This is a genomic window from Streptomyces cyanogenus (assembly GCF_017526105.1).
In the GTDB taxonomy this organism is placed as follows: domain Bacteria; phylum Actinomycetota; class Actinomycetes; order Streptomycetales; family Streptomycetaceae; genus Streptomyces; species Streptomyces cyanogenus.
Genome location: NZ_CP071839.1, coordinates 3,764,899 through 3,788,424, shown reverse-complemented (window position 1 = coordinate 3,788,424; position 23,526 = coordinate 3,764,899). Strand labels below are relative to the sequence as shown.

General features: G+C 71.9%; 19 protein-coding genes and 1 tRNA gene. 6 read left to right on the top strand and 14 right to left on the bottom strand.

What is annotated here, in order from left to right:
- Position 1: 1 nt before the first annotated feature.
- Positions 2-679 carry a TetR/AcrR family transcriptional regulator gene (locus S1361_RS16865; RefSeq protein ID WP_208032663.1) on the bottom strand — a complete coding sequence of 226 codons (678 nt, stop codon included), beginning with the start codon at positions 677-679 and terminating at the stop codon, positions 2-4.
- Positions 676-1,683 (bottom strand): acyl-CoA desaturase, encoded by a 1,008-nt coding sequence (locus tag S1361_RS16860; RefSeq protein ID WP_208032662.1) that lies wholly within the window; start codon positions 1,681-1,683, stop codon positions 676-678. The genes S1361_RS16865 and S1361_RS16860 overlap by 4 nt, the downstream gene beginning before the upstream one ends.
- 303 nt (positions 1,684-1,986) lie before the next feature.
- Here S1361_RS16860 and ppc point away from each other — a divergent pair, with 303 nt between their 5' ends.
- Positions 1,987-4,719 carry a phosphoenolpyruvate carboxylase gene (gene ppc, locus S1361_RS16855; protein ID WP_208032661.1) on the top strand — a complete coding sequence of 911 codons (2,733 nt, stop codon included), beginning with the start codon at positions 1,987-1,989 and terminating at the stop codon, positions 4,717-4,719.
- 60 nt (positions 4,720-4,779) lie between these two features.
- Here the strand turns inward: ppc and S1361_RS16850 are convergent, their stop codons facing one another.
- The 7 genes from S1361_RS16850 to S1361_RS16820 all read right to left on the bottom strand — a co-directional run bounded on the left by S1361_RS16850 (position 4,780) and on the right by S1361_RS16820 (position 10,500).
- Positions 4,780-5,286 carry a hypothetical protein gene (locus S1361_RS16850; RefSeq protein WP_208032660.1) on the bottom strand — a complete coding sequence of 169 codons (507 nt, stop codon included), beginning with the start codon at positions 5,284-5,286 and terminating at the stop codon, positions 4,780-4,782.
- An 88-nt stretch (positions 5,287-5,374) separates the two neighbouring features.
- Positions 5,375-5,977, bottom strand: a complete 603-nt coding sequence (pth, locus tag S1361_RS16845) for an aminoacyl-tRNA hydrolase (protein WP_208032659.1) — start codon at positions 5,975-5,977, stop codon at positions 5,375-5,377.
- Positions 5,978-6,052: 75 nt separating this feature from the next.
- Entirely contained in the window at positions 6,053-6,646 is a 594-nt protein-coding gene (locus S1361_RS16840; RefSeq protein ID WP_208032658.1) for a 50S ribosomal protein L25/general stress protein Ctc, read from the bottom strand.
- 197 nt (positions 6,647-6,843) lie between these two features.
- Entirely contained in the window at positions 6,844-7,824 is a 981-nt protein-coding gene (locus S1361_RS16835; protein WP_208032657.1) for a ribose-phosphate diphosphokinase, read from the bottom strand.
- 153 nt (positions 7,825-7,977) lie between these two features.
- Positions 7,978-9,426: a bifunctional UDP-N-acetylglucosamine diphosphorylase/glucosamine-1-phosphate N-acetyltransferase GlmU gene (glmU, locus tag S1361_RS16830; RefSeq protein ID WP_208032656.1), complete on the bottom strand. Its 1,449-nt coding sequence runs from the start codon at positions 9,424-9,426 to the stop codon at positions 7,978-7,980.
- Positions 9,427-9,541: 115 nt separating this feature from the next.
- Positions 9,542-9,613, bottom strand: a tRNA-Gln gene (locus tag S1361_RS16825).
- Between the two features lie 29 nt (positions 9,614-9,642).
- Positions 9,643-10,500, bottom strand: coding sequence for a helix-turn-helix domain-containing protein (locus tag S1361_RS16820; RefSeq protein WP_208032655.1), 858 nt, complete (start codon positions 10,498-10,500; stop codon positions 9,643-9,645).
- A 166-nt stretch (positions 10,501-10,666) separates the two neighbouring features.
- On the opposite strand from S1361_RS16820, the gene S1361_RS16815 reads away from it, so the two are divergent.
- A complete protein-coding gene (locus S1361_RS16815; protein WP_208032654.1) occupies positions 10,667-11,980 on the top strand; it encodes a sensor histidine kinase in 1,314 nt (437 codons plus the stop codon).
- Between the two features lie 77 nt (positions 11,981-12,057).
- Positions 12,058-12,891 carry a TIGR04222 domain-containing membrane protein gene (locus tag S1361_RS16810; RefSeq protein ID WP_208032653.1) on the top strand — a complete coding sequence of 278 codons (834 nt, stop codon included), beginning with the start codon at positions 12,058-12,060 and terminating at the stop codon, positions 12,889-12,891.
- Between the two features lie 9 nt (positions 12,892-12,900).
- On the opposite strand, the gene S1361_RS16805 is transcribed toward S1361_RS16810, so the two are convergent.
- Both S1361_RS16805 and S1361_RS16800 read right to left on the bottom strand, forming a co-directional pair.
- Positions 12,901-13,395, bottom strand: coding sequence for an SUKH-3 domain-containing protein (locus S1361_RS16805; protein ID WP_208032652.1), 495 nt, complete (start codon positions 13,393-13,395; stop codon positions 12,901-12,903).
- 46 nt (positions 13,396-13,441) lie between these two features.
- Positions 13,442-13,957 carry a YwqJ-related putative deaminase gene (locus tag S1361_RS16800; protein ID WP_208032651.1) on the bottom strand — a complete coding sequence of 172 codons (516 nt, stop codon included), beginning with the start codon at positions 13,955-13,957 and terminating at the stop codon, positions 13,442-13,444.
- 264 nt (positions 13,958-14,221) lie between these two features.
- Here S1361_RS16800 and S1361_RS16795 point away from each other — a divergent pair, with 264 nt between their 5' ends.
- The 3 genes from S1361_RS16795 to S1361_RS16785 all read left to right on the top strand — a co-directional run bounded on the left by S1361_RS16795 (position 14,222) and on the right by S1361_RS16785 (position 19,341).
- Entirely contained in the window at positions 14,222-15,262 is a 1,041-nt protein-coding gene (locus S1361_RS16795; RefSeq protein ID WP_208032650.1) for an SMI1/KNR4 family protein, read from the top strand.
- Positions 15,263-15,272: 10 nt separating this feature from the next.
- Positions 15,273-18,260, top strand: a complete 2,988-nt coding sequence (locus tag S1361_RS16790) for an SUKH-4 family immunity protein (protein WP_208032649.1) — start codon at positions 15,273-15,275, stop codon at positions 18,258-18,260.
- A gap of 193 nt (positions 18,261-18,453) precedes the next feature.
- Positions 18,454-19,341: a coiled-coil domain-containing protein gene (locus S1361_RS16785; protein WP_243769193.1), complete on the top strand. Its 888-nt coding sequence runs from the start codon at positions 18,454-18,456 to the stop codon at positions 19,339-19,341.
- A 27-nt stretch (positions 19,342-19,368) separates the two neighbouring features.
- Here the strand turns inward: S1361_RS16785 and S1361_RS16780 are convergent, their stop codons facing one another.
- The 3 genes from S1361_RS16780 to S1361_RS16770 all read right to left on the bottom strand — a co-directional run bounded on the left by S1361_RS16780 (position 19,369) and on the right by S1361_RS16770 (position 23,128).
- Positions 19,369-21,003, bottom strand: coding sequence for a sodium/solute symporter (locus S1361_RS16780; protein ID WP_208032648.1), 1,635 nt, complete (start codon positions 21,001-21,003; stop codon positions 19,369-19,371).
- Complete coding sequence (locus S1361_RS16775; protein WP_208032647.1) at positions 21,000-21,443, bottom strand: DUF485 domain-containing protein; 444 nt, start codon at positions 21,441-21,443, stop codon at positions 21,000-21,002. The genes S1361_RS16780 and S1361_RS16775 overlap by 4 nt, the downstream gene beginning before the upstream one ends.
- 188 nt (positions 21,444-21,631) lie before the next feature.
- Positions 21,632-23,128: an MFS transporter gene (locus S1361_RS16770; protein ID WP_208032646.1), complete on the bottom strand. Its 1,497-nt coding sequence runs from the start codon at positions 23,126-23,128 to the stop codon at positions 21,632-21,634.
- Positions 23,129-23,526: the final 398 nt, after the last annotated feature.

Sequence of the window (23,526 nt, the reverse complement as noted above, 5' to 3'; positions counted from 1 at the left end):
CTCAGCTCTTGCGGTGCCCTATCAGCCGCGGCTTCTGCTCCAGCCCGTCCAGGCCGTGCCACGCCAGATTCACCAGGTGCGCCGCGACCTCCGCCTTCTTCGGGCGGCGCACGTCCAGCCACCACTGGCCGGTCAGGGCGACCATGCCGACCAGGGCCTGGGCGTAGAGGGGGGCCAGCTTCGGGTCGAAGCCGCGGCTCTTGAACTCGCGGCCCAGAATGTCCTCGACCTGCGTGGCGATGTCCGAGATCAGCGAGGCGAAGGACCCCGTGGACTGCGGGATGGGGGAGTCACGGACCAGGATGCGGAAGCCGTCCGTGTACTCCTCGATGTAGTCCAGCAGCGCGAACGCCGCCTGTTCGCACAGTTCACGGGGATGGCCTGCGGTCAGCGAACCCGTCACCATGTCCAGCAGGCGCCGCATCTCGCGGTCCACCACCACCGCGTACAGCCCCTCCTTGCCGCCGAAGTGCTCGTACACCACCGGCTTGGACACCCCGGCCTTCGCCGCGATCTCCTCCACCGACGTGCCCTCGAAACCCTTCGCCGCGAAGAGGGTGCGACCGATCTCCAGCAACTGCTGGCGGCGCTCGGCACCGGTCATACGGGTCCGGCGGGTCCGCCGCTGCTTGTCGTTGCCTTGATTGCTGCTGGGATCGGTCGCCACGGCGTCAATCATGCCGCCTCGGCGGGCTCCTTCCGGCGCCGGGAACCGCCTTCCGCGGTGTTGCGGCGCGAATCGATACGCGAGCGTGACGGCCAGCGCACGTCGTACGCCCAGCCGAGCAGCTCGAACCAGCGGATGAACCGCGCGGAGGAGTCGAGCTGCCCGCGCATCACACCGTGCCGCGCCGAGGTCGGGTCGGCGTGGTGCAGGTTGTGCCAGGACTCCCCGCAGGACAGGACCGCCAGCCACCACACGTTGCCCGAGCGGTCCCGCGACTTGAACGGCCGCTTGCCCACCGCGTGACAGATCGAGTTGATCGACCACGTCACATGGTGCAGCAGCGCCACCCGCACGAGGGAACCCCAGAAGAACGCGGTGAACGCACCCCACCAGGACATCGTCACCAGACCGCCGATCAGCGGCGGCAGCCCCAGCGACAGGGCCGTCCACAGGACGAACTGGCGGGAGATCGCCCGGATCGCCCTGTCCTTGATCAGGTCCGGCGCGTACTTGTCCTGCGGGGTCTGCTCCTCGTCGAACATCCAGCCGATGTGGGCCCACCACAGGCCCTTCATCAGCGCCGGAAGCGTCTCCCCGAACCGCCAGGGTGAATGCGGGTCACCCTCGGCGTCGGAGAACTTGTGGTGCTTGCGGTGGTCGGCCACCCAGCGCACCAGCGGCCCCTCGACCGCCATCGAGCCCATGATCGCCAGCGCGATCCTGAGCGGCCGCTTGGCCTTGAACGAGCCGTGGGTGAAATAGCGGTGGAAACCGATGGTGATGCCGTGGCACCCGAGGAAGTAGAAGAAGACCAGCAGGCCCAGATCGAGCCAGCTCACCCCCCAGCCCCAGGCCAGCGGCACGGCCGCCACGAGTGCCACGAAGGGCACGACGATGAACAGGAGCAGCGTGATCTGCTCGATCGAACGCTTCTGCTCGCCGCCCAGGGTGGCGGTGGGAGGGGGTGTGTCGGTGGCCTTACGGGCTTCTTCGATCACATCGGAACTTGAGGTCATGCGCGTCCCCTGTGGGGTCGAGGGTCGAGACAGATGCCAGGCCACCGGGACCGAGCGGGACTCGACGGTTGTTCCCTACGGTTCCGTAACCTACGGCGTCGTAAGTATGGCAGTGAGCCGTGCGGCGGCAAGAGCCCCAGAGCCTGCGCGTCCACATGGCCACCTATCCTTGGACTCGGTCGGACAGCGCGGTCCGCTGAAGTTTCCTTCCCGGACGCACCGGCCCGTATGCGGCGCCCCGCCGCGTGGCAGCCGGCCGGGTTCCCTTCCAGACGAGCTTCAACACTGCAAGGAGCCGCACCTGTGAGCAGTGCCGACGACCAGACCACCACGACCAGCACCGAGCTGCGCGCCGACATCCGCCGCCTGGGCGATCTCCTGGGCGAGACGCTCGTCAGGCAGGAGGGGCCCGAGCTCCTCGAACTGGTCGAGAAGGTTCGCCGCCTCACGCGCGAGGACGGCGAGGCCGCCGCCGAGCTGCTGCGCGGCACAGAACTGGAGACCGCGGCCAAGCTGGTCCGCGCCTTCTCCACCTACTTCCACCTTGCCAACATCACCGAACAGGTGCACCGCGGACGCGAGCTGCGCGCCCGGCGCGCCGCCGAGGGCGGCCTGCTCTCCCGCACCGCCGACCGGCTCAAGGACGCCGACCCCGAACACCTCCGGCAGACCGTCCGGAATCTGAACGTCCGCCCGGTTTTCACCGCACACCCCACCGAGGCCGCCCGCCGGTCCGTCCTGAACAAGCTCCGGCGCATCGCCGCGCTCCTGGACACCCCCGTCCTCGACTCCGACCGCCGCCGCCACGACGTCCGCCTGGCCGAGAACATCGACCTCGTCTGGCAGACCGACGAGCTGCGCGTCGTACGGCCCGAGCCCGCCGACGAGGCCCGCAACGCCATCTACTACCTCGACGAACTGCACGCCGAGGCGGTCGGCGACGTCCTGGAGGACCTGACGGCGGAACTGGAGCGCGTCGGCGTCAAGCTGCCCGACGACACCCGCCCCCTCACCTTCGGCACCTGGATCGGCGGCGACCGCGACGGCAACCCCAACGTCACCCCCCAGGTCACCTGGGACATCCTCATCCTCCAGCACGAGCACGGCATCAACGACGCGCTGGAGACGATCGACGAGCTGCGCGGACTGCTCTCCAACTCCATCCGCTACGCCGGAGCCACCGAAGAGCTGCTCGACTCCCTCAAGACCGACCTGGAGCTGCTCCCCGAGATCAGCCCCCGGTACAAGCGGCTCAACGCCGAGGAGCCCTACCGGCTCAAGGCCACCTGCATCCGGCAGAAGCTGGAGAACACCAAGCAGCGCCTCGCCAAGGGCACCCCCCACGAGGCGGGCCGCGACTACCTCGGCACCGGCGAACTGCTCGCGGACCTCAGGATCATCCAGACCTCCCTGCGCGAGCACCGCGGCGGCCTGTTCGCCGACGGCCGCCTCGCCCGCACCATCCGCACCCTGGCCGCCTTCGGCCTCCAGCTCGCCACCATGGACGTCCGCGAACACGCCGACGCCCACCACCACGCCCTCGGCCAGCTCTTCGACCGCCTCGGTGAGGAGTCCTGGCGCTACGCCGACATGCCCCGCGAGTACCGGGCCAAGCTCCTCGCCAAGGAACTCAGGTCCAGAAGGCCGCTCGCCCCCACCCCGGCCCCCGTCGACGCCGCCGGACAGAAGACCCTCGGCGTCTTCCAGACCGTCAAGAAGGCCCTGGAGGTCTTCGGCCCCGAGGTCATCGAGTCCTACATCATCTCCATGTGCCAGGGCGCCGACGACGTCTTCGCCGCCGCCGTCCTCGCCCGCGAGGCCGGCCTCCTCGACCTGCACGCCGGCTGGGCCAAGATCGGCATCGTCCCCCTCCTGGAGACCACCGACGAACTCAAGGCCGCCGACACCATCCTGGAGGACATGCTCTCCGACCCGTCCTACCGGCGCCTCGTCGCGCTGCGCGGCGACGTCCAGGAGGTCATGCTCGGCTACTCCGACTCCTCCAAGTTCGGCGGCATCACCACCAGCCAGTGGGAGATCCACCGCGCCCAGCGCCGGCTGCGCGACGTCGCCCACCGCTACGGCGTACGCCTCCGCCTCTTCCACGGCCGCGGCGGCACCGTCGGCCGCGGCGGCGGCCCCTCCCACGACGCCATCCTCGCCCAGCCCTGGGGCACCCTGGAGGGCGAGATCAAGGTCACCGAGCAGGGCGAGGTCATCTCCGACAAGTACCTCATCCCCTCGCTGGCCCGGGAGAACCTGGAACTGACCGTCGCGGCCACCCTCCAGGCCTCCGCCCTGCACACCGCGCCCCGCCAGTCCGACGAGGCCCTCGCCCGCTGGGACGCGGCCATGGACGTCGTCTCCGACGCCGCCCACGCCGCCTACCGCCGCCTCGTCGAGGACCCCGACCTGCCGACGTACTTCCTGGCGTCGACACCGGTGGACCAGCTCGCCGACCTGCACCTGGGCTCCCGGCCCTCCCGCCGCCCCGGCTCCGGCGTCTCGCTCGACGGCCTGCGCGCCATCCCGTGGGTGTTCGGCTGGACCCAGTCCCGGCAGATCGTGCCCGGCTGGTTCGGCGTCGGCTCCGGCCTCAAGGCGCTGCGCGAGGCCGGCCTGGACACCGTGCTCGACGAGATGCACCAGCAGTGGCACTTCTTCCGCAACTTCATCTCCAACGTCGAGATGACCCTCGCCAAGACGGACCTGCGGATCGCCCAGCACTACGTCGACACCCTCGTCCCCGACCAGCTCAAGCACGTCTTCGACACCATCAAGGCCGAACACGAGCTGACCGTCCGCGAGGTCCTGCGCGTCACCGGCGAGAACGAACTCCTCGACGCCCAGCCGGTCCTCAAGCAGACCTTCGCCATCCGCGACGCCTACCTGGACCCGATCTCCTACCTCCAGGTCGCCCTGCTCAAGCGGCAGCGCGACGCCGCCGCGGCCGGCGTCAGCCCCGACCCGCTGCTCTCCCGCGCCCTGCTCCTCACGGTCAACGGCGTGGCAGCAGGCCTGCGCAACACCGGCTGACCCGCCGGAACGAACGGTGCCCCCGAGGTCGTACGACCTCGGGGGCACCGTTCGTTCCAGTCACTGCAACGCCACGAACACCGCCGTCAGCAGCCCCGCGCCGACCAGCCCCAGCACCCACGCCGGCCGCACCAGCCGCATCCCGCCGGCGACCACCACCGCGGCCAGCAGCAGCGCCCCGCCCAGCGGCACCCACGCATACAGGATCCCCGCCGGACCGGACCGCACCGCCTCCCCGGTGCCGGGCTTGAGCACGACGTCGTACGTCGTCCCCGAACGCACCGCGACGGACTGCTCGATCTCCACCCGCGCACGGGCACCCGCCCCCGCCGACGCCGGCGTGAACGGACCGCTGCACACACCCTCCGCGCACCGCGTCACCCGGACCGTGCCGCGCTCGCGCCCCTTGGTCAGCATCACGTGCTGCGCGGTCCCCCAGGAACCCCACACACCGGCGAACAGGATCAGCGCGGCGAGCGCACCCATCGTCGCGACCCGCCCGAACCGCAACGCGGACACGGACGCCTGACGAGCAGTACGGGCTGTGGCAGGCATGGCCGGGATCATTGGCCATACCCCTACGACCGGTCAACTCCGGCGAGCGACCCGGGCGGACAAGTCAGCAGTTGTACGACATCCCCCACACCCAGCACGCTCAGGAGTTGTACGCGCTCTGCGCCCGCTCCAGCCCCTCCGTCACCAGACACTCCACCGCGTCCGCCGCACGGTCCACGAAGTAGTCCAGCTCCTTGCGCTCCGCCGACGAGAAGTCCTTCAGCACGAAATCGGCCACCTGCATCCGCCCCGGCGGCCGGCCGATCCCGAACCGCACCCGGTGGTAGTCCGCCCCCATCGCCTTCGTCATCGACTTCAGACCGTTGTGCCCGTTGTCACCGCCGCCCAGCTTCAGCCGCAGCGTGCCGTAGTCGATGTCCAGCTCGTCATGGACCGCCACGATGTTCCCCACCGGAACCTTGTAGAAGTCCCGGAGCGCGTTCACCGGACCACCGGACAGGTTCATGTACGACATCGGCTTCGCCAGCACCACCCGGCGGCTGCCCGGCCCCGCCGGACCGATCCGCCCCTCCAGCACCTGCGCCTGCGCCTTGCCCGCCCGCTTGAACTTCCCCCCGATCCGCTCCGCGAGCAGGTCGGCCACCATGAAACCGACGTTGTGCCGGTTCATGGCGTACTCCGGCCCGGGATTGCCGAGCCCGACGATCAGCCAGGGATCACTGGCGGGGGTGGTCACGTCCATGTCTCCTTGATACGCGCCAGCCGCCGCCCCCGGCGAGGGGAGCGGCGGCTGAACAGATGATGACGACGGCGGGGATCAGGCCTCCGCCGCCTCCTCGCCCTCGGCGGCCTCGCCCTCGGTCTCCTCGGCCTGCGCGGCCAGGACCTGCAGGACGACCGTGTCCTCCTCGACGGCCAGCGTGGTGCCGGACGGGAGGGTGATGTCCTTGGCGAGGATGGAGGCGCCGGCCGCCAGGCCCTCGACGGAGACGGTGACCGACTCGGGGATGTGCGTGGCCTCGGTCTCCACCGGCAGCGCGTCCAGGACGTGCTCCAGCAGGTTGCCGCCCGGGGCCAGCTCGCCCTCGGTGTGCACGGGGATGTCGACGTTGACCTTCTCGCCGCGCTTGACCAGCAGCAGGTCGACGTGCTCCAGGAAGCCCTTCAGCGGGTCGCGCTGCACGGCCTTCGGGATCGCCAGCTCGTTGGCCTTGCCGTCGATGTCCAGGGAGATCAGGACGTTCGGCGTACGCAGCGCCAGCAGCAGGTCGTGGCCCGGCAGGGTCAGGTGCAGCGGGTCGGCGCCGTGGCCGTACAGAACGACCGGCACCTTGTTGTCACGGCGGATACGGCGCGCGGCACCCTTGCCGAACTCGGTGCGCGTCTCGGCGCTGAGCTTCACCTCGGACATGTGGATCACTCCTCGTAGGAAATCGGAACGGACGTGGTCACCCGGCCACGAACGGCCTGCTACGAAGAGCGCGTCGATAACGGACCGCCGTACACGAGTACGGCCTCCCTCGCCGAGCAACTGCAGCAGTCTACTCGGAGGGGGAGGCCGTACCCAAAACGATCACCTCAGGGGTGCGGCAGGGAGGTGCAGAAACCTCACTGCTCGTCGAAGAGGCTGGTCACCGAACCATCCTCGAACACCTCACGTACCGCACTCGCGATCGTCGGAGCGATCGACAGCACCGTGATCTTGTCCAGATCCCGGCCCAGCTCCGCCGGCGTCGGCAGCGTGTTCGTGAACACGAACTCACTCACCCGCGAGTTCTTCAGCCGATCGGCGGCCGGCCCCGACAGCACACCGTGCGTCGCCGTCACGATGACGTCCTCCGCACCGTGCGCGAACAGCGCGTCGGCAGCCGCACAGATCGTGCCACCCGTGTCGATCATGTCGTCGACCAGGACACACACACGACCCTTGACCTCACCCACGACCTCGTGGACCGTCACCTGGTTCGCCACGTCCTTGTCACGCCGCTTGTGCACGATCGCCAGCGGCGCACCGAGCCGGTCGCACCACCGGTCCGCCACCCGCACCCGGCCCGCGTCCGGCGACACCACCGTCAGCTTCTCCCGGTCCACCTTCCGGCCCACGTAGTCCGCCAGCAGCGGCAGCGCGAACAGGTGGTCCACCGGCCCGTCGAAGAAACCCTGGATCTGATCCGTGTGCAGATCCACGGTCAGGATCCGGTCCGCACCCGCCGTCTTCATCAGATCCGCGATCAGACGCGCCGAAATCGGTTCACGACCCCGGTGCTTCTTGTCCTGCCGCGCGTAACCGTAGAACGGCACGATCACCGTGATGGAACGAGCCGACGCACGCTTCAGCGCGTCGATCATGATCAGCTGCTCCATGATCCACTTGTTGATCGGAGCCGTGTGGCTCTGGATCAGGAAGCAGTCCGCACCACGAGCCGACTCCTGGTAACGCACATAGATCTCACCGTTCGCGAAGTCGAAGGCCTTCGTCGGGACGACCCCGACACCCAGCTGCTGGGCGACCTCCTCGGCAAGCTCGGGGTGGGCGCGGCCGGAGAAGAACATCAACTTCTTCTCGCCGGTCGTCTTGATCCCGGTCACAGCACAGTCTCCTCAGAGGTTGTCTCAGCCAGCCGGCTGCTCGGCGACCTCTCGGCTGGGCATGAGAGGCCGTATCAGCTGGTAAGGGTGCGGGTGCACACGTGCGGATGTGCACTTATCACGGTACGCCGTGTTTGGCGCACCCGTTTCCGGTCAGCCCTCGCTCTCACCCTGCCGGGACGCCGCCTCGGCAGCCTTCGCCGCCGCGCTCCCCGGACGCTTCCGAGCCACCCAACCCTCGATATTCCGCTGCTGACCACGGGCCACGGCCAGCGAACCGGGCGGCACATCCTTCGTGATCACCGACCCGGCGGCGGTGTAGGCACCGTCCCCGACCGTGACAGGAGCCACAAACATGTTGTCCGAACCGGTCCGGCAATGCGAACCGACCGTCGTGTGGTGCTTGTCCTGACCGTCGTAGTTCACGAACACACTCGCCGCGCCGATGTTCGAGTACTCACCGATCGTCGCGTCCCCGACATACGACAGATGCGGCACCTTCGTGCCCTCCCCGATGGACGCGTTCTTCGTCTCGACGTACGTGCCGATCTTCCCCTTGGCACCGAGACGGGTCCCGGGCCGCAGATACGCGTACGGTCCCACGCTCGCCCGCTCGCCCACCACAGCCCCGTCGGCCACCGTGTTGTCCACCCGCGCGCCCGGACCCACCTTCGTGTCCTTCAGCCGGCAGTTCGGCCCCACCTCGGCGCCCTCGCCCAGGTGCGTGGACCCCGTCAGCTGCGTCCCCGGATGCACCACCGCGTCCCGCTCGAAGGTCACGGTCACATCGACCCACGTGGTCGCCGGGTCGACGACCGTGACCCCGTCCAGCATGGCCCGCTCCAGCAGCCGGTCGTTCAGGATCCGCCGCGCCTCGGCGAGCTGCACCCGGTTGTTGATCCCGGCGATCTCACGGTGGTCGGCGGCCACCGAGGCGCCCACCCGGTGCCCGGCCTCCCGCAGGATCCCCAGCACGTCGGTGAGGTACTCCTCGCCCTGGCTGTTGTCCGTCCGCACCTTCCTCAGCGCGTCCGCCAGCAGCTGCCCGTCGAACGCGAACACACCGCTGTTGATCTCCCGGATCTCCCGCTGGACCTCGGTCGCGTCCTTGTGCTCCACGATCGCGGTGACGGCACCCGTCGCCTCGTCCCGCACGATCCGGCCGTAACCGGTCGCGTCCGGCACCTCGGCGGTGAGCACGGTCACGGCGTTACCGTCCGCGCTGTGCGTCTCGGCGAGCCGCTTGAGCGTGTCGGCGGTGAGCAGCGGGGTGTCCCCGCACACCACCACGACGGTCCCCTGGACCGCCCCGCCCAGCTCCTCCAGACCCATCCGTACGGCGTGCCCGGTCCCGTTCTGCTCCGCCTGCACGGCGGTCCTGGTGGCCGGGTCGATCTCGGCGAGGTGGGCGCCGACCTGCTCACGGGCGTGGCCGACCACGACGACCAGGTGCTGCGGGTCCAGTTCACGGGCGGCGGCCAGTACATGGCCGACCAGGGAACGACCGCAGATCTGATGCAGGACCTTCGGTGTGGCCGACTTCATACGGGTGCCCTCACCCGCTGCGAGAACGACGACGGCGGCCGGGCGGATGGCGCTCACGGGGTTGCCCTTCGGCTCTGGATGGGTGGGGGTGACAGCCGCAGGATACCGGGGGGACATGCGGGGGAAATGAGTGCGGGCCCTGACGGTGGTGTCAGGGCCCGAAGGCGTGCGGCTCCCCTGCCAGGACTCGAACCTGGAACAAATCATCCAAAGTGACCCGTGTTGCCAATTACACCACAGGGGAGTGTATAAGCTACCTAAACGGACATTTTGCTAGTCCGTTGAGGCCGCGGCACCTACTATGCCGCACCACCAGCCTTCGATGCGACGGTACAAGTCGGCGCCCTTCAGGACTTTGATCACGAGGCAGCCCCGGTAGTCGTCGCCGGTGTTCTTGCGTACCGTCTTCGGATTGTGCTTCTTCAGCGTCGTCTTGTTGAACGTGGAGGCGTCGGCGCCCACCAGGTCGGCCCAGTAGCGCTCGGCCCCGTCCACGTCGGCGTTCTCGTGGATCATCACGGTGAACCGCAGGCGCTCCCGCTCCACTTGAAGCAGGTCGAGCCACGCAAGGAACACCTTGATCATTCCAGAGTCGCTGTTCACGAAGGTGACGTTCTCCCGGCGGTCGTAAGGCTTGTCCTTGCCGCCCTCGGCCCAGTAGAGGCCCACGCCCACCAGGAACAGCTCACGCGTCGACAGTTCACCGATCGACCGCTTGGCCTCCTCCTTCGTTCGTCGCCGCTCCTCGTCCCGGATGCGCAGCTTCTCCTCCCACCCCTTGCGGGCGACGGCTGCCGCTTCCTCGGGGGTTCGTCGGCGCTCCGGCCTCGGCAGGTCCCGCACCCACAGCGACACGGAACTGCGCGAGCAGCCCAGCTCCGCCTCGATCTGGTCGTACGTCCAGCCCTGGAGCCGTAACTCTCGTGCTCGCGCCCGCAGGTCGTCCTTGGCCCTCGGGCGCTTCGTCCACTGCGGTGGCGGCTCCCCCTTCACCAGCCGGTTGAGGATGTCGTTGTTGTAGATCTTCAGCTCGTCCCGGATCTGCCGGAGGCTGTGGCCGGCCCGGCGGAGGGCGATCGCCTGTTCTCGCAGGCCCTCGAAGTCGGCGTACTTGCCGAGTGAATGTGCCATACGCATACCGTCCGGACGGAATGCCGGGTTCCGGGGGTGAACGGGAAGGGTTCACCAGTTCGAGGGATACCGGTGGGTTTCGGGGCCGTTCGGTTACGGAGCGTGGTCTGTGGGGGTAGGCGAAAGTCACCGGAAAAGCCGCACCCCTCGCCCGTAGGCTGGAGGCATGACCACGACGGGGGAAGACCACGAGAGGGCGTTGACCGGCCCTTGGTGGTGGGCAAGGCGGCGCAGTGCGGTGTTGGACGGGAGCCTCGCGCTGGTGTCGGCCGTGGAGTGCGCGGCGGAGGGTGTTCCGTTCGCCCGGGAGGCGGGGATCCCGGCGTCGGTCGGGATCGTGTTCGGTTTGATCGCCGGTGCGGTGCTGCTGGTGCGCCGGAAGTGGCCGATCGCCGTGGTGCTGGTGGCGATCGCGATCACGCCCGCGGAGATGGGTTTCCTGATGGGCGTGGTCGGTCTGTACACGCTGGCGGCGTGTGAGCTGCCGCGCCGGGTCATCGGGTCGTTGGCGGGGATGTCGCTGCTGGGCACGGCGGTGGTGACGTTCGTGCGGGTGCGGCAGGACATGGCACGTGGTGATCTGACGCTGGGTGACTGGTTCGTGCCGTTCGCGGCGGTGACGACGGCGTTGGGGCTGACGGCTCCGCCGGTGCTGCTGGGTCTGTACGTGGGGGCGCGGCGGCGGTTGATGGAGAGCTTGCGGGAGCGGGCGGACAGTCTGGAGCGGGAGCTGCAGTTGCTCGCGGAGCGGGCGGAGGAGCGGGCCGAGTGGGCGCGTAACGAGGAGCGGACGCGGATCGCTCGGGAGATGCACGACGTGGTCGCGCATCGGGTGAGTCTGATGGTGGTGCACGCGGCGGCGTTGCAGGCGGTGGCGCGGAAGGATCCCGAGAAGGCGGTGCGGAACGCGGCCCTGGTGGGGGACATGGGGCGGCAGGCGTTGACCGAGTTGCGGGAGATGCTCGGGGTGTTGCGGGCGGGGGAGGGCGTGGGCCGGCGGGCCGCGGCGGTGCCGTTGGCGGCGGTCGGGGAGGCGGCTGTGGCGGCGGCTTCGCGGGTGGCCGAGGCGGAGGGGGCGGCGGAGGGTCCCTGTCTGTCGGAGCTGGAGGAGTTGGTCGGGCAGTCGGCCGCGGCGGGGATGGTGGTGGATCTGTCGGTCGAGGGGGAGGTGCGGTCGTATGCGGCGGAGGTGGAGCAGACGGCGTACCGGGTGGTGCAGGAGGCGTTGACGAACGTTCACAAGCATGCGGCGGGGGCGAAGACGCATGTGCGGTTGGCGCACCGGGTGTCGGAGATCGCGATGCAGGTGGAGAACGAGCCGCCGCCGGAGCCGGCGTCGGCGTCGGCGGCGGGGCTGCCGTCGGGTGGGAACGGCCTGGTGGGGATGCGGGAGCGGGTTCTGGCGCTGGGCGGTGTGTTCGTGTCGGGTCCGACGGACGCGGGGGGTTTCCGGGTGTCGGCGGTGATCCCGGCGGCGTAGCGGGGTGACCTTGGGGCGGCGGGGGCATGTAGGGGGCGGGTTGCGGGGGTTTCGTGGCCGCGTCGGAGGGGGCTGCCGTGGCGTGGGGGATTCTGCTCGGTGTCTGTTGTGCGGTGACGGTGGTCGCCGCCTGGTTGTTCCGCCGGGCGTACCGGCGTTGTGTCGGGGCGCCGGTGGGTGCGCGCCCGGCGGGTGCGGAGCTGGGGCTGTACGAGGTGGCGTTCCTCTCGGGCCGGGGCAGGTACGTCGCGTTGACGGCGATGGCGTCGATGGTGCTGGGTGGGCGGCTGTCGGTGCGGGATGCGGTGGTCACGGTCACTGATCCGGTGCCGCGGGACGCGGTGGAGGTGGCTGTGATCGGTGTGATCGGGCTGCGGCCCCGGGGTCGGGTGTGGCGGCGGATGGACCGGTTGGTGAGGCGTCCGGGGATCGAGGCGGTCGGTGACCGCCTGGCGGAGTGGGGGCTGGTCGACGGCGGTCCGTCGCGGGTGCGGGCGTTCGACGCGGCCGACTGGTGGTTGTGGGGGGCTCACTGGGTGTCAGGGGCGCTGGGCGTGGCGGCGGTCGCCGTGGCCGCGGCGCAGGGCGGGCCGGTGTGGGTGGTGCTCGGGGTCGTGGTGGTGGTGATGGTGGCCGGTGGATTCGCTCATCGGCACGAGAGCGTGGGGGGCGGGTGGGTCACGGAGGCGGGGCGTGCGGCGCTCGCCGAGCACGCGGTCCGGTTTCCCGAGGGGGTGTGGGCGCCGGCGGGGAACGACGGGCTACGCGGCACGGACGCCGTGGATCTGGGGAAGGCCGCTCGTGGCTCGATGTACCCGAGGCTGGACGCTTTGCGGGAGGCCACCAAGTGGCCCGACTCCGGGTCCTTCGACCCGGGCTACGACGATCCTCCGGGGCTGGGCGGGTTGTAGGGGCCGGGGTCAGCCGGCGGTGAGGCGTACCGGTGGGATGCCGGTGATCAGGGTGGCCAGGGCGTGGTCGATGTCGGGGCCGAGGTACCAGTCGCCGGTGTGGTCGATGGTGTAGACGCGGCCTTCGGCGTCGATGGCGAGGAGGGCGGCGGTGTCGGTCTCCTCGCCGAGGGGGCACAGTTCGGTGCCGAGGGCGCGGCCGAGGTCGCCGAGGGTGCGGGCGAGGTGGAGGCCGTGCAGGGGGTCGAGGTGGAGGGTGGCGGGGGCGATCTGGCGGCCGGGGCCGGTGGGGGTGATGGTGAGGCCGCCGAACTCGGCCCAGGCTTCGACGGCGGCGGGGAACACGGTGTGCCGGTGTCCGGCGGGTGAGGTGTGTTCGCGCAGGGCGTCGGCCCAGATCTCGGCCTGTTTTATGTCCCAGCGTCCGGGTTGCCAGCCGGCGGCGCGCAGGGCGGCGTCGACGGGCACGGCGAAGCGGGTGGTCGAGGTGCGGTCGGGGTGCATCTGCTCTTCGTTCGTCGAGCTCGGTGGGCGGTTCGGGGGTGCGGGGTCAGTCGTCGGGTGTGGTGGGGTCGACGATGCGGACGCCGAAGTGGGCGCTGAGGGCGGTGCAGGCGCGGCAGGGGGTGGCGAAGCTGCCGTGGAGGGGGTCGCCGTCCTCGCGTATGCGGCGGGCGGTGAGTTTGGCCTGTTTGAGGGCTTTGCGGGCTTCGGCGTTGGTCATGGGTCTGCGGGCGGCGCGTTTGCTGCGGGCGGCGTCGGCGGTGGCGAGGTGCCGGGAGATGAGGATGGTTTCGGCGCAGCGGCCGGTGAAGCGGTCGCGTTGGGCGCTGGTGAGGGTGTCGAGGAAGTCCTGGACGAGGGGGTGCAGGGCGGGGGGCTGGTCGCTGCGGGCGGCGGTGCCGGTGAGGGTGGAGCCGCGGACGGAGAGGGCGGCGCCGACGGTGGGCAGGATGCCGTCGCGGCGGTGACGGAGGGCGGGGGCGGGGGGTGTGTCGGTGCCGCTCCAGCCGATGCGGGGGTCGCCGGCCAGCACGTCGGTACCTCCGGTCTGCGAGGCGTTCATGGTCGTTCTTCCCTCCCCGGGCATCCCCCCGAAGGACACAGGGTGCCAAATGCCGTGGCGGGTGCGGAAGCTGGGGCGGTGTGAGACGCCTGTGCGTGGGCGTGCCGTGACGGTGGGGTGACGGCTGGTCACGGGGGTGGGGGTGGGGTGGCCGGTGGGGACGTGGCGGGCCGGTGACCGGGGTTCGGGTACCGCATAGGCTGTCGCCATCCGCGATCGACACCGCCGTTCAGGCCAGAGACAACGCCGCAGGGGGCAACCGCCATGACGACAGGTCGGCTCGGGCTGGGGGCACCGCCCAGCGGCCACGCTGGGGGACAGGCCGCGCCGCCGAACGCGGCCTATGCCGGGCAGGTCGTGCACTTTCCGGATCCGGTCCGGGCGGCACGTCACCCGAGAGGGGTACGGGTCGATGAGCGCGGTTATCCGGATTTCTCGCCGTACGCGCGCGTGGCGGTGGAGATCGCCGAGCCGCCGGAGGGTTTCGGCGTCGACGAGTTGCGGCTGACGGACTATGTGTCGGCGAACGCGGCGCTGGCGGCGGCGGGGCACGAGTTGTGGGACACGGTGCCGGCTGTGGCGACGCCGCACGGCTGGACGTGGCATCACGTGGCGGGTACGCGGCGGCTGGAGTTGATTCCGGTCGAGGTGAAGGCGTTGCTGCGGCACCACGGTGGGGTGGCGACGGCGCCGGTGGATCACGGCAAGCGGGGGACGCGGCCGTTGCAGGAGTCGCGGCCGGCGCACTTCGGGCTGCCGAAGTCGGGTGTGGCGGTGACGGAGGCGCAGGTGCAGGGGGTCGAGGAGGACCTCGGTTACCGGCTGCCGGGCGCCTACCGCTCGTTCCTGAAGGCGGCGGGTGGCTGTGCGCCGGTGGGTACGGCGCTGGACGCCGAGTTGGGGCTGCTGCTGGACCAGCCGTTCTTCACGGTGCGGGACGAGGCCGCGGTCAATGACCTGGTGTATGTGAACAAGTGTCTGCGGGACCATCTGACGAAGGATTACCTCGGGGTGGCCTTCGTGCAGGGCGGGTTGCTCGCGGTGAAGGTGCGGGGCGAGCGGCTCGGTTCGGTGTGGTTCTGCGCGTACGACGATGTGCGGGACGTGGATCCGTCGTGGTCGCCGGCGGAGCGGGTGGAGCGGCTGCTGCTGCCGTGCGGTGACGATTTCGACGTGTTCCTTTCCCGGCTGGCCGGTAGTCCGCCGGAGTTGGAGACGGTGGCCCATCTGATGGTGGACGGCGGTTTCGCCCGTGTCGTCCCGGTGACTTCCGGCTCGGCGTCTTCCGGCCCGGTGGGAGAGTGAGCTGCGAGCGATGGTGACGTACGCGCAGGCGCAGGAGCGCGCCGAGGAGTGGATCAACGGCGATGTGCCCGCCTACCAGCACCGTGAGGTGCGGGTGCGGGAGTTCGAGCTGGGGTTCGTGGTGTGGGGCGAGGACCGGGCGGAGGGCCCGCGTTCGGACGCGGGGGGCCAGCGGCTGGTCATCGCCCGGGACAGCGGGGAGGCGACGCTGTGGCCGGCGTTGCCGGTGGGTGAGGTGATCCGCCGGTACGAGGAGGAGTACGGCCGTGCGGAGGGGCCGCAGGACGCGGTGCCGGCGCCGGCTGCCGCGCGACTGGACCTGAACCAGACGTCGTTCCTGCTGACTCCTCCGGAGTGGCTGCAGGAGGCGGCGGACAAGCTGGGGGCGGGGGAACGGCGGCCCGAGGGCACGGGCGCCGGTTCGCCTGCGCCGGCTTCGGCTGCCGGTGCGGCTTCTGACGGGGGGTCGGCTTCCTCCGCCGGGAGCGGGCCGGCCGAGACGCAGGCGGGGGTGCCGGCGGGGGCGCCCGCTGTGGCGGACGTGCCTGCGGGGGCCACGCCGTGGGCCGGTACGGACACGAACGCGGACGCCGGTGACGAGGACCGTTCCGTACCGCTGCCGGCGACGGTGTTCGCGCCGCCGCTGAGCGACTCGGACGACGCGGCGCCGCGTCCGCCGGCGGTGGCGCCGGACGCGCCGACGGCGCTGATGTCGGGCGGCAGCCAGTTGCCGCCGACGGCGGTCGCGCCGGCGATCGATGTGCCGGGTGCCGGGCAGGGCGGCACGATGCCGCCGCCACCGGGTGCGGGCCAGGGTGGCACGACCCCGCCGCCACCGGGTGCGCCGGCGTACGGTCATCCGCAGCCGCCGGCCGCCCCGGGCACCCCGCCGCAGGGCGTGCCGCCGTACCCGCCGGCCGGCGCCCCGGCCTACGGCTACCCGCAGGGTGCTCCCGGGTACGGCTATCCGCAGGCGCCGGGCGGTGCGCAGCAGCCGCCGGCGGGACCGGGCGCGCCCGGGCGGCGGCTCGCGCCGAACGCCGGGGACATCGCGGACGCGGCGACGAGCAAGGCCGCACCGCCGCCGAAGAAGGCGCGCGGTGGGGTGGGTGCCCCGCCTCCGCCACCGGGCGCCCCGGGCGCGCCGGGCGCCCGCCCGGGCACCGCGACACCGCCGCCCGCGGGCGGGTACGTGCCGACGCAACTCGTCTCGGCACTCGGCCCCGAGGGTCCTGAGGGGCAGGGCGGCACGGACGCCACGCCTCCGGGCGCCCCGGGCGGTACGCCCCCGGGCGACGTGTCCCACGCGGCCACGGTGCTGGCCGACCCGAGCCAACTGGCCGGAGCCACGCCCCAGGGCCCGAACACGCCGCCCCCGCCGCCGGGTACGCCGAGCATGCCGGGTGCGCCGGGCGGCATGCAGCCGCAGGGTGCGGCGGGTGCTCCGGGTGCGCCGAACTCTCCGGGTGCCCCCGCGGCTCCGGGCGGTCCGGGCATGCCTCCGGCGCCTGGTGCGCCGCAGCCTCCGGGTGCGCCGGGCATGCCGGGTGCTCCGGGCATGCCGAACTCTTCCGGCGCCTTCGCGGCCCCGGGTGGTCCGGGTGCGCCGCAGCCTCCGGGTGCCCCGGGTGCGCCGGGCGGCATGCAGCCGCAGGGTGCGGCGGGTGCTCCGGGTGCGCCGAACTCTCCGGGTGCCCCCGCGGCTCCGGGCGGTCCGGGCATGCCTCCGGCGCCTGGTGCGCCGCAGCCCCCGGGTGCGCAGGGTCCGCCCGGTGTGCCGCAGCCTCCGCACGGGCCGGGTGCACCGCAGCCGCCGGGTGCCCCCGGTGCTGCCGACCCTTCCCGCGGTGCCGTGCACCACGCCGAGACCGTGCTGGCCGCCCCGCCGGTCGGTGGGCCGGGTGCGCCTCCGCCTCCGCCGCCCGCGCCCGGGGCGCTCGGTGTGCCCCCGGGTGGTCCCGCGCCGATGCCGCCGGGTGCGATGCCGCCGCCGGCGGGGTCGTACGGGTATCCCCAGCAGGGGCAGCCGACGGTCGGACCGGGGTACCAGGCCGTGCTGCGCTATCGCGCGCAGGACGGGTCCGAGCAGCAGGTGATCCGGCGTTCCGCGCCGGGCACCCCGCACCCGGAGTGGCAGATCTTCCACGAGCTGCGGGCCATGAACGTGCCGCCGGACCAGGTGCTGGAGCTGCACACGGAGCTGGAGTCGTGCGCGCTGCCGGGTGCCTACTGCGCGCGGATGATCCGCGAGCAGTGGCCGCAGGCGCGGATCACGTCCATCGCGCCGTACGGCACGGACCACGCGAGCCGGCAGCAGGGCATGCAGCAGTTGCTGGCGCACCAGGGCGAGCTGCACCAGGTGGCGGACGGTCCCGCGCGGCCGGCGCCGGTGCGGGCGCCGCTGCCGCCGGTGCAGGCCGCGCCGCCGGTGCCGCCGGAGGGCGTCGCGCAGGAGCTGGCCGCGGTGTTCGGGCCGGGGATCTTCCGGTTCGAGCAGCAGGCGGTGTCCCGGCAGGGCGTGCCGCCGATCGTGGCGCACACCCTGGTCGTGGCGGGGCTGCCGCTGGACATGGGCCCGTTCTTCTGGGCGCAGGCGCAGCCGGGCCGCCCGGTGCCGACGCTCGCGGAGCTGGCGGCCGAGCGCGGGGTGCAGCCGGCGGCGGACGCGGGGTCGTACCTGGTGATGGGCAGCGACTTCGGCAAGGCGATCTGTGTGCAGTACGGGACGGCGAACATCGTGGCCGTGCCGGTGGAGGCCGGGCCGGGCGGCGCGCCGGTGCCGCCGCAGTTCGTGAACACCGGCCTGCCGGAGTTCGCGCGGTGCCTGGCGCTGCTGGGCCGGATGTGGCGCCTGCGGTACGGGCTGAACCAGGAGCAGGCGGGCCGCTGGACCGTCGACTTCCAGGCGCAGCTGGCCGCGCTGGACCCGGCGGCGCTCGGTTCGCCGGAGAGCTGGTGGTCGGTGCTGCTGGAGCAGATGTGGGACGGGCTGTTGTAGCCCGCTCGGTGCCCGCCGACCGGGTGTGACCCCTTCGGGCCCTTCACGCGCACGCGTGAAGGGCCCGACGCGTTGCGGGGGCAGGGCCGTGACGTGACTGCGGAGTGTCGCGTTATGAACGCTTACGTCCGATCCATCAAGATATGCGCGAAATCATCCTGTCGTGCAGGTCCGGTGGAGAGGGGTTCCCAGGGTGAGCAGCGCATCGATGCCGCCGCACGGCTTCACGACCGCCCGGGGGCGTGGCTACCGCCCCGAGCAGGTCCACGCGTACCTGGAGGCGCTGTCCGACGACCGGGACGCCGCGTGGGAGCGGGCCGCCCGGCTGACCGTGCTCGCCAAGGACATGGAGGCGGAGGTCGTACGGTTGCGCGAGGCCGTCGCCCAGCTCGTGCCGCAGACGTACGAGGCGCTCGGGGACCGTGCGCGGCGCGTGTACCGGCTCGTGCTGGAGGAGGCGGCGGACCTGCGGGAACGCACGCGGCGCGCGGCCGAGGAGCAGGTCGCGCAGGCCGAGGCGCAGGCCGGGCGGGTACGCCGGGAGGCGCAGGAAGCGGCGGACGCGCTCCGTGCCGAGGCCGACGAACAGGCCCGTCAGCGGGTCCAGGCCGCGCAGGCCGAGGCCGACGCGATCCGCGTCCGGGCCCGGCGCGAGCTGAAGGCGGGGCGGGCCGAGACGCTCGCGGCCCTGCGCGAGACGCGCCGGCGCACCGTCGGCCTGCTCGCCGAACACTCCCGGGAGCAGGCCGAGCGCTGGACCGAGGCCGAACGCGCGGAGGCCGAGCAGCAGGCCGCGCTGGACGCCCGGTACGCCGAACGGATCGGCCGGGCCGAGGCCGCGCTGGCCGAGGCGGGGCAGGCCATCGGCGAGGCCGAGGAGTACGCGCGCCGCTTGCAGGAGGAGGCACGCGCGCGTGCCGCCGGCATCCTCGCCGAGGCCCGCGTGCGCGAGGAGCACATTGCCCAGGAGACGGAGCGGGTGCTGCGCGAGCACGGCGAGGTCTGGGACGACATGCAGGCCCACATGGACTCCGTGCGCGACCGGCTGATCTCCCTGACCGGCAGAGTGGCCAGGGAGTGACACCGGCCCGGCCGCGCTGACGCCGGGTCAGTTCCCTTTCCGTACCGCGCCCGCCAGGATCCGTCCCTCCACCGCCTCGTACTGGTGCCGCTGCCGCTCCGCCTTCGCGCGGCCCGACAGCACCGTGCCCAGCCAGCCGAAGAAGAAGCCGGCCGGGATGGAGACGATGCCGGTGGTGGTGAACGGGAACCAGTTGAAGTCGGCGTGCGGGAACGCCGACACGGGCGACCCGGAGACGAGCTTGGTGCCGGGCATCAGCAGCAGCACGGTCAGCGAGCCGCCGATCAGCGTGCCCATCAGGCCGCTGCGGGTGTAGCGGCGCCAGAACAGGCCGTAGACCAGGGCGGGGGCGAGGGCGGAGGCGCCCAGGCAGAAGGAGAGCGTGACCAGGGGCTGCAGGCTGTGGTGCTGCACCAGGGTGGCCAGCAGGATCGTCGGGACCCCTATGGCGAGTGCGGAGACGCGGGCCAGGGTCATCTCGCGGCGGGCCGGCATCTCCTGCACCCGGGCCGCGAACACGTCGTGCGCGAGGGAGTTGGCGCACGCGAGGATCATCCCGGCCACCGAGGCGAGCAGGGTCAGGAAGATCGCGGTGGTGACCAGGGTGAACAGGAAGGTCTCCGCCGTCGTCACGTGGGTGCCGAACACCGCGCGCGAGCCCAGCAGGTACGCCGTGTTGCCCTGCGGGTCGGCCGCCGAGACCGTCGTGCGCCCCAGCAGGGCCGTGGCGCCGAACCCGACCACGGTGATGACGAGGACGAACAGGGCGACCAGCGACACCGCCCAGGACATCGAGCGGCGCACCTGGCGGGCGCTGGAGGCGGTGTACATGCGCATGGTGATGTGCGGCAGGCAGGCGCCGCCGAGTACGACGGTCAGCTCCGAGGCGATCATGTCGACGCGGGAGCCGGGAGTGGTGCCGAACTGCAGTCCGGAGCGCAGGAAGGCCGGGCCGGCGCCGCTCTGCCGGGCGGCGGCGGTGAACAGGGCGCCCGGGTCCCAGTCGAAGCGGTGCAGGACCAGGGCGGCGATCACGGCGCCGGAGCCCATCAGCATCACGATCTTGATGATCTGGATGAGCGCGGTGCCCTTCATCCCGCCGATCGCCGCGTAGGCGATCATGAGGGCGCCGAGTCCCACGACGCACCCGGTCTTCAGGGACTCGTTGGTGAAGCCCAGGATGAAGGCGATCAGCTGTCCGGTGCCGGCCAGCTGGACCAGCATCAGCGGCAGCAGCGCGGCGATGGTCACCGCGCACGCCGCGATGCGCACACAGCGGCCCGGCAACCGGCGGGCGAGCGCGTCGCCCATGGTGAACCGGCCTGCGTTGCGCAGCGGTTCGGCCAGCAGGAACATCAGCAGCATCAGCGACAGCGCCGTGCTGAGGGCGAGCACGACACCGTCGTAGCCGCACAGGGCGATGACTCCGCCGGTGCCGAGGACGGTGGCGGCGGAGATGTAGTCGCCCGCTATGGCCAGGCCGTTGCGCAGCGGGGACAGGGAGCCGTAACCGGTGTAGAACTCGTCGAGGTCGTCCCGGTCCGGGCCGGTCATCACGCACAGCAGCAGGATGACCGTGGCGGCGGTGGAGAAGGCCACCAGGGACATGGTCTGGGCGGAGTCGCTGAATCCGGTGAACCCCGGGCCGCCGGTGCCGGTCATCGTGCCGCTCCGCGCCGCGCGTCCAGCTCGGCGTGCCTGCGGATCCGCTCGGCGAGCGGGTCGACGTACCGGCGCGCGGTGTGCTCGTACAGGGCGATCGCCAGCCAGGTGACCGGCAGTTGGACGAGGGCGAGCAGCAGGCCGGCGGGGATGCCGTCGGCGACGGTCCTCGTCATGACGCCCGGCGCGTACGCCGACAGCACGAGGAACAGCGTGAAGTAGCCCAGCGCGGTGAGCGTCGCGGTGCGCCGCTGCCACCGGTAGGCGCTGCGCAGCACCCGCAGGTCGCTGTGGTGGCCGAGCGGTTCACGCTCCGGCCGGGGGGCCGGCGGGGCCGGCTCGGGGGGCTGCCAGGGGTAGGTCGGGGACGACGGGTACGAGGACCGTACGGGGTACGGCGGCTGGGAGGGATACGACGGGTGCGGCGGGTCGTAGGACATCCCGGGGCTCCTTGCGTGGCTCGGGTCCGAGGCGGCGGACCGCAGGGAGGTGGGGGAGCTGAGCCACGCACGCTACTCGCGGAGCCGGGGCCGCGCGGCGTTTTCACCGAACTGGCCGGTCGGTATGCGCTTTCCCCGCAAAAACCGCTCCCACCTGGGGTGTTACCCGCGTTAACCCGCGCGTGCGCTCACTCCTGGAGTACCGGGAACCGCCGCGGGGCCACCAGGAGCAGCACCACGAACGCCAGGGCCGCCGCGCCCGCCGCGCCGAGGTAGACCGCGTGGACCGCGTCGGCGATCGCCCGCCGGTCCGCCTCCGGCACCGTGCCCGCGTCCAGGGCGCGCGTGACGGAGTCCAGGTCGCCGGCCCCGCCCAGCCGTGCGGCCAGCACCCCGTTGGCGACCGCGCCGAACAGCGAGGCGCCGAGGGTCTGGCCGGTCTGCCGGCAGAACAGCACCGACGCGGTCGTGGTGCCCCGCTCGGACCAGCCCACCGTCGACTGCACCCCGACGATCAGCGGCAGCTGGAACAGCCCCAGCGCCCCGCCCAGCAGCAGCATCAGCAGCGTCGGCTGCCACCATGACCCCGGGTACGGCAGGAACGGGAACGCGCACAGGATCAGCGCCGCCAGGCCGATGCCGAGCAGTGCGGTGTCCCGGAAGCCGAGCCGCCGGTAGACGTGCTGGCTGAGCGCGGCCGACACCGGCCAGCTGAGCGTCCACACCGACAGCACGAACCCGGCGGCCACCGGGGCGAGTCCGAGCACCGACTGCGCGTACGTCGGCAGGAACACCGCGGGCGCCACCATCAGCAGTCCCAGCGCGCCCAGGGCGAGATTGACGGCCGCGATCGTCCGGCGCCGCCACACCCACCCGGGGATGACCGGCTCCGCGGCCCGCCGCTCCACCGCCACCACCACCCCGGCCAGCGCCAGGCCCGCGCCGAGGAGCGTCAGTGACGGCGCCGACAGCCACGGCCACGCGACCCCGCCCTGCACCAGCGCGGTCAGCAGCACCCCGCCGCACGCGAACACCGCCAGCGCGCCGGCCCAGTCCACGCGCGCGGGACGCGCCGTCTCCCGCTGCGGCTCGTGCAGATGACGGACGATCAGCCACAGGGCGGCGATGCCGATCGGCAGGTTGATCAGGAAGATCCAGCGCCAGTCGGCGTACGCGGCGAGCACACCGCCGAGCCCGGGACCGGCCACCGCGGACACCGCCCACACCGTGGACAGCTTGGACTGGATCCTCGGGCGCTGCGCCAGCGGGTACAGGTCCGCGGCCAGCGTCTGCACCGTGCCCTGCAACGCCCCGCCGCCCAGGCCCTGCAGGATCCGGAACGCGATCAGCGCCCCCATGTTCCAGGCCGCCGCGCACAGCAGCGACCCCAGCAGGAACACGGCCGCGCCCGCCACCAGCACCGGCTTGCGGCCGAAGGTGTCGGACAGCTTGCCGTAGACGGGGAGCGTGACGGTGACGGCGAGCAGATAGCCGGAGAACAGCCACGAGAAGACGGAGAACCCGCCGAGGTCGCCGACGATCTGCGGTACGGCCGTGGAGACGACGGCGGAGTCGAGCGCCGCCAGTGCCATGGACAGCATGAGCGCGGCCACCACCGCGCCCCGCCGCCCGGTGCTCTGACGCCGGTCGGCTCCGCCGCGTATCGCCGGTGTCGTACTCCCCACCGCACACCCCTCCCGTGCGTCCGCCGACGCCACCCCGGTGGCCCCTGCATCTATGTCCGGGACGACAGCTTCCCACGGGGCGGGCGACTTGACCCTGACGCGACGGAAGGGTGGAGGCTTTCCGCACCGAGGGGTGGAGACGGCGCAGGGGAGCGGCTCCACCCCCCGGTGGAGCCCCCCTAGGGGTTCCTCCGTACAACGGCTCGGGGAGGGTTCCTCCCCCCGGAGGACGAGCCGGGCCGGGCGCGCTCCTTAACCTGATGTCAGGCCGCTGGGGGGCGGCGGACCGTACCGGCGGGGGTGGGGTTTTCCCCCCGGAAAGACGGGGCTCCGCACCAGCGCGCGACGCCCTCGCCGGCCGCGAGACTCATCGACGTAACCCAGGACGACGCCCGGAG

Excerpts from the sequence above, each read along its gene's own strand:
- S1361_RS16865 (WP_208032663.1), bottom strand. The coding sequence starts at position 679 with ATGATTGACGCCGTGGCGACCGATCCCAGCAGCAATCAAGGCAACGAC.
- S1361_RS16860 (WP_208032662.1), bottom strand. The coding sequence starts at position 1,683 with ATGACCTCAAGTTCCGATGTGATCGAAGAAGCCCGTAAGGCCACCGAC.
- S1361_RS16850 (WP_208032660.1), bottom strand. The coding sequence starts at position 5,286 with ATGATCCCGGCCATGCCTGCCACAGCCCGTACTGCTCGTCAGGCGTCC.
- pth (WP_208032659.1), bottom strand. The coding sequence starts at position 5,977 with ATGGACGTGACCACCCCCGCCAGTGATCCCTGGCTGATCGTCGGGCTC.
- S1361_RS16840 (WP_208032658.1), bottom strand. The coding sequence starts at position 6,646 with ATGTCCGAGGTGAAGCTCAGCGCCGAGACGCGCACCGAGTTCGGCAAG.
- S1361_RS16820 (WP_208032655.1), bottom strand. The coding sequence starts at position 10,500 with ATGGCACATTCACTCGGCAAGTACGCCGACTTCGAGGGCCTGCGAGAA.
- S1361_RS16815 (WP_208032654.1), top strand. The coding sequence starts at position 10,667 with ATGACCACGACGGGGGAAGACCACGAGAGGGCGTTGACCGGCCCTTGG.
- S1361_RS16805 (WP_208032652.1), bottom strand. The coding sequence starts at position 13,395 with ATGCACCCCGACCGCACCTCGACCACCCGCTTCGCCGTGCCCGTCGAC.
- S1361_RS16800 (WP_208032651.1), bottom strand. The coding sequence starts at position 13,957 with ATGAACGCCTCGCAGACCGGAGGTACCGACGTGCTGGCCGGCGACCCC.
- S1361_RS16795 (WP_208032650.1), top strand. The coding sequence starts at position 14,222 with ATGACGACAGGTCGGCTCGGGCTGGGGGCACCGCCCAGCGGCCACGCT.
- S1361_RS16790 (WP_208032649.1), top strand. The coding sequence starts at position 15,273 with ATGGTGACGTACGCGCAGGCGCAGGAGCGCGCCGAGGAGTGGATCAAC.
- S1361_RS16780 (WP_208032648.1), bottom strand. The coding sequence starts at position 21,003 with ATGACCGGCACCGGCGGCCCGGGGTTCACCGGATTCAGCGACTCCGCC.
- S1361_RS16775 (WP_208032647.1), bottom strand. The coding sequence starts at position 21,443 with ATGTCCTACGACCCGCCGCACCCGTCGTATCCCTCCCAGCCGCCGTAC.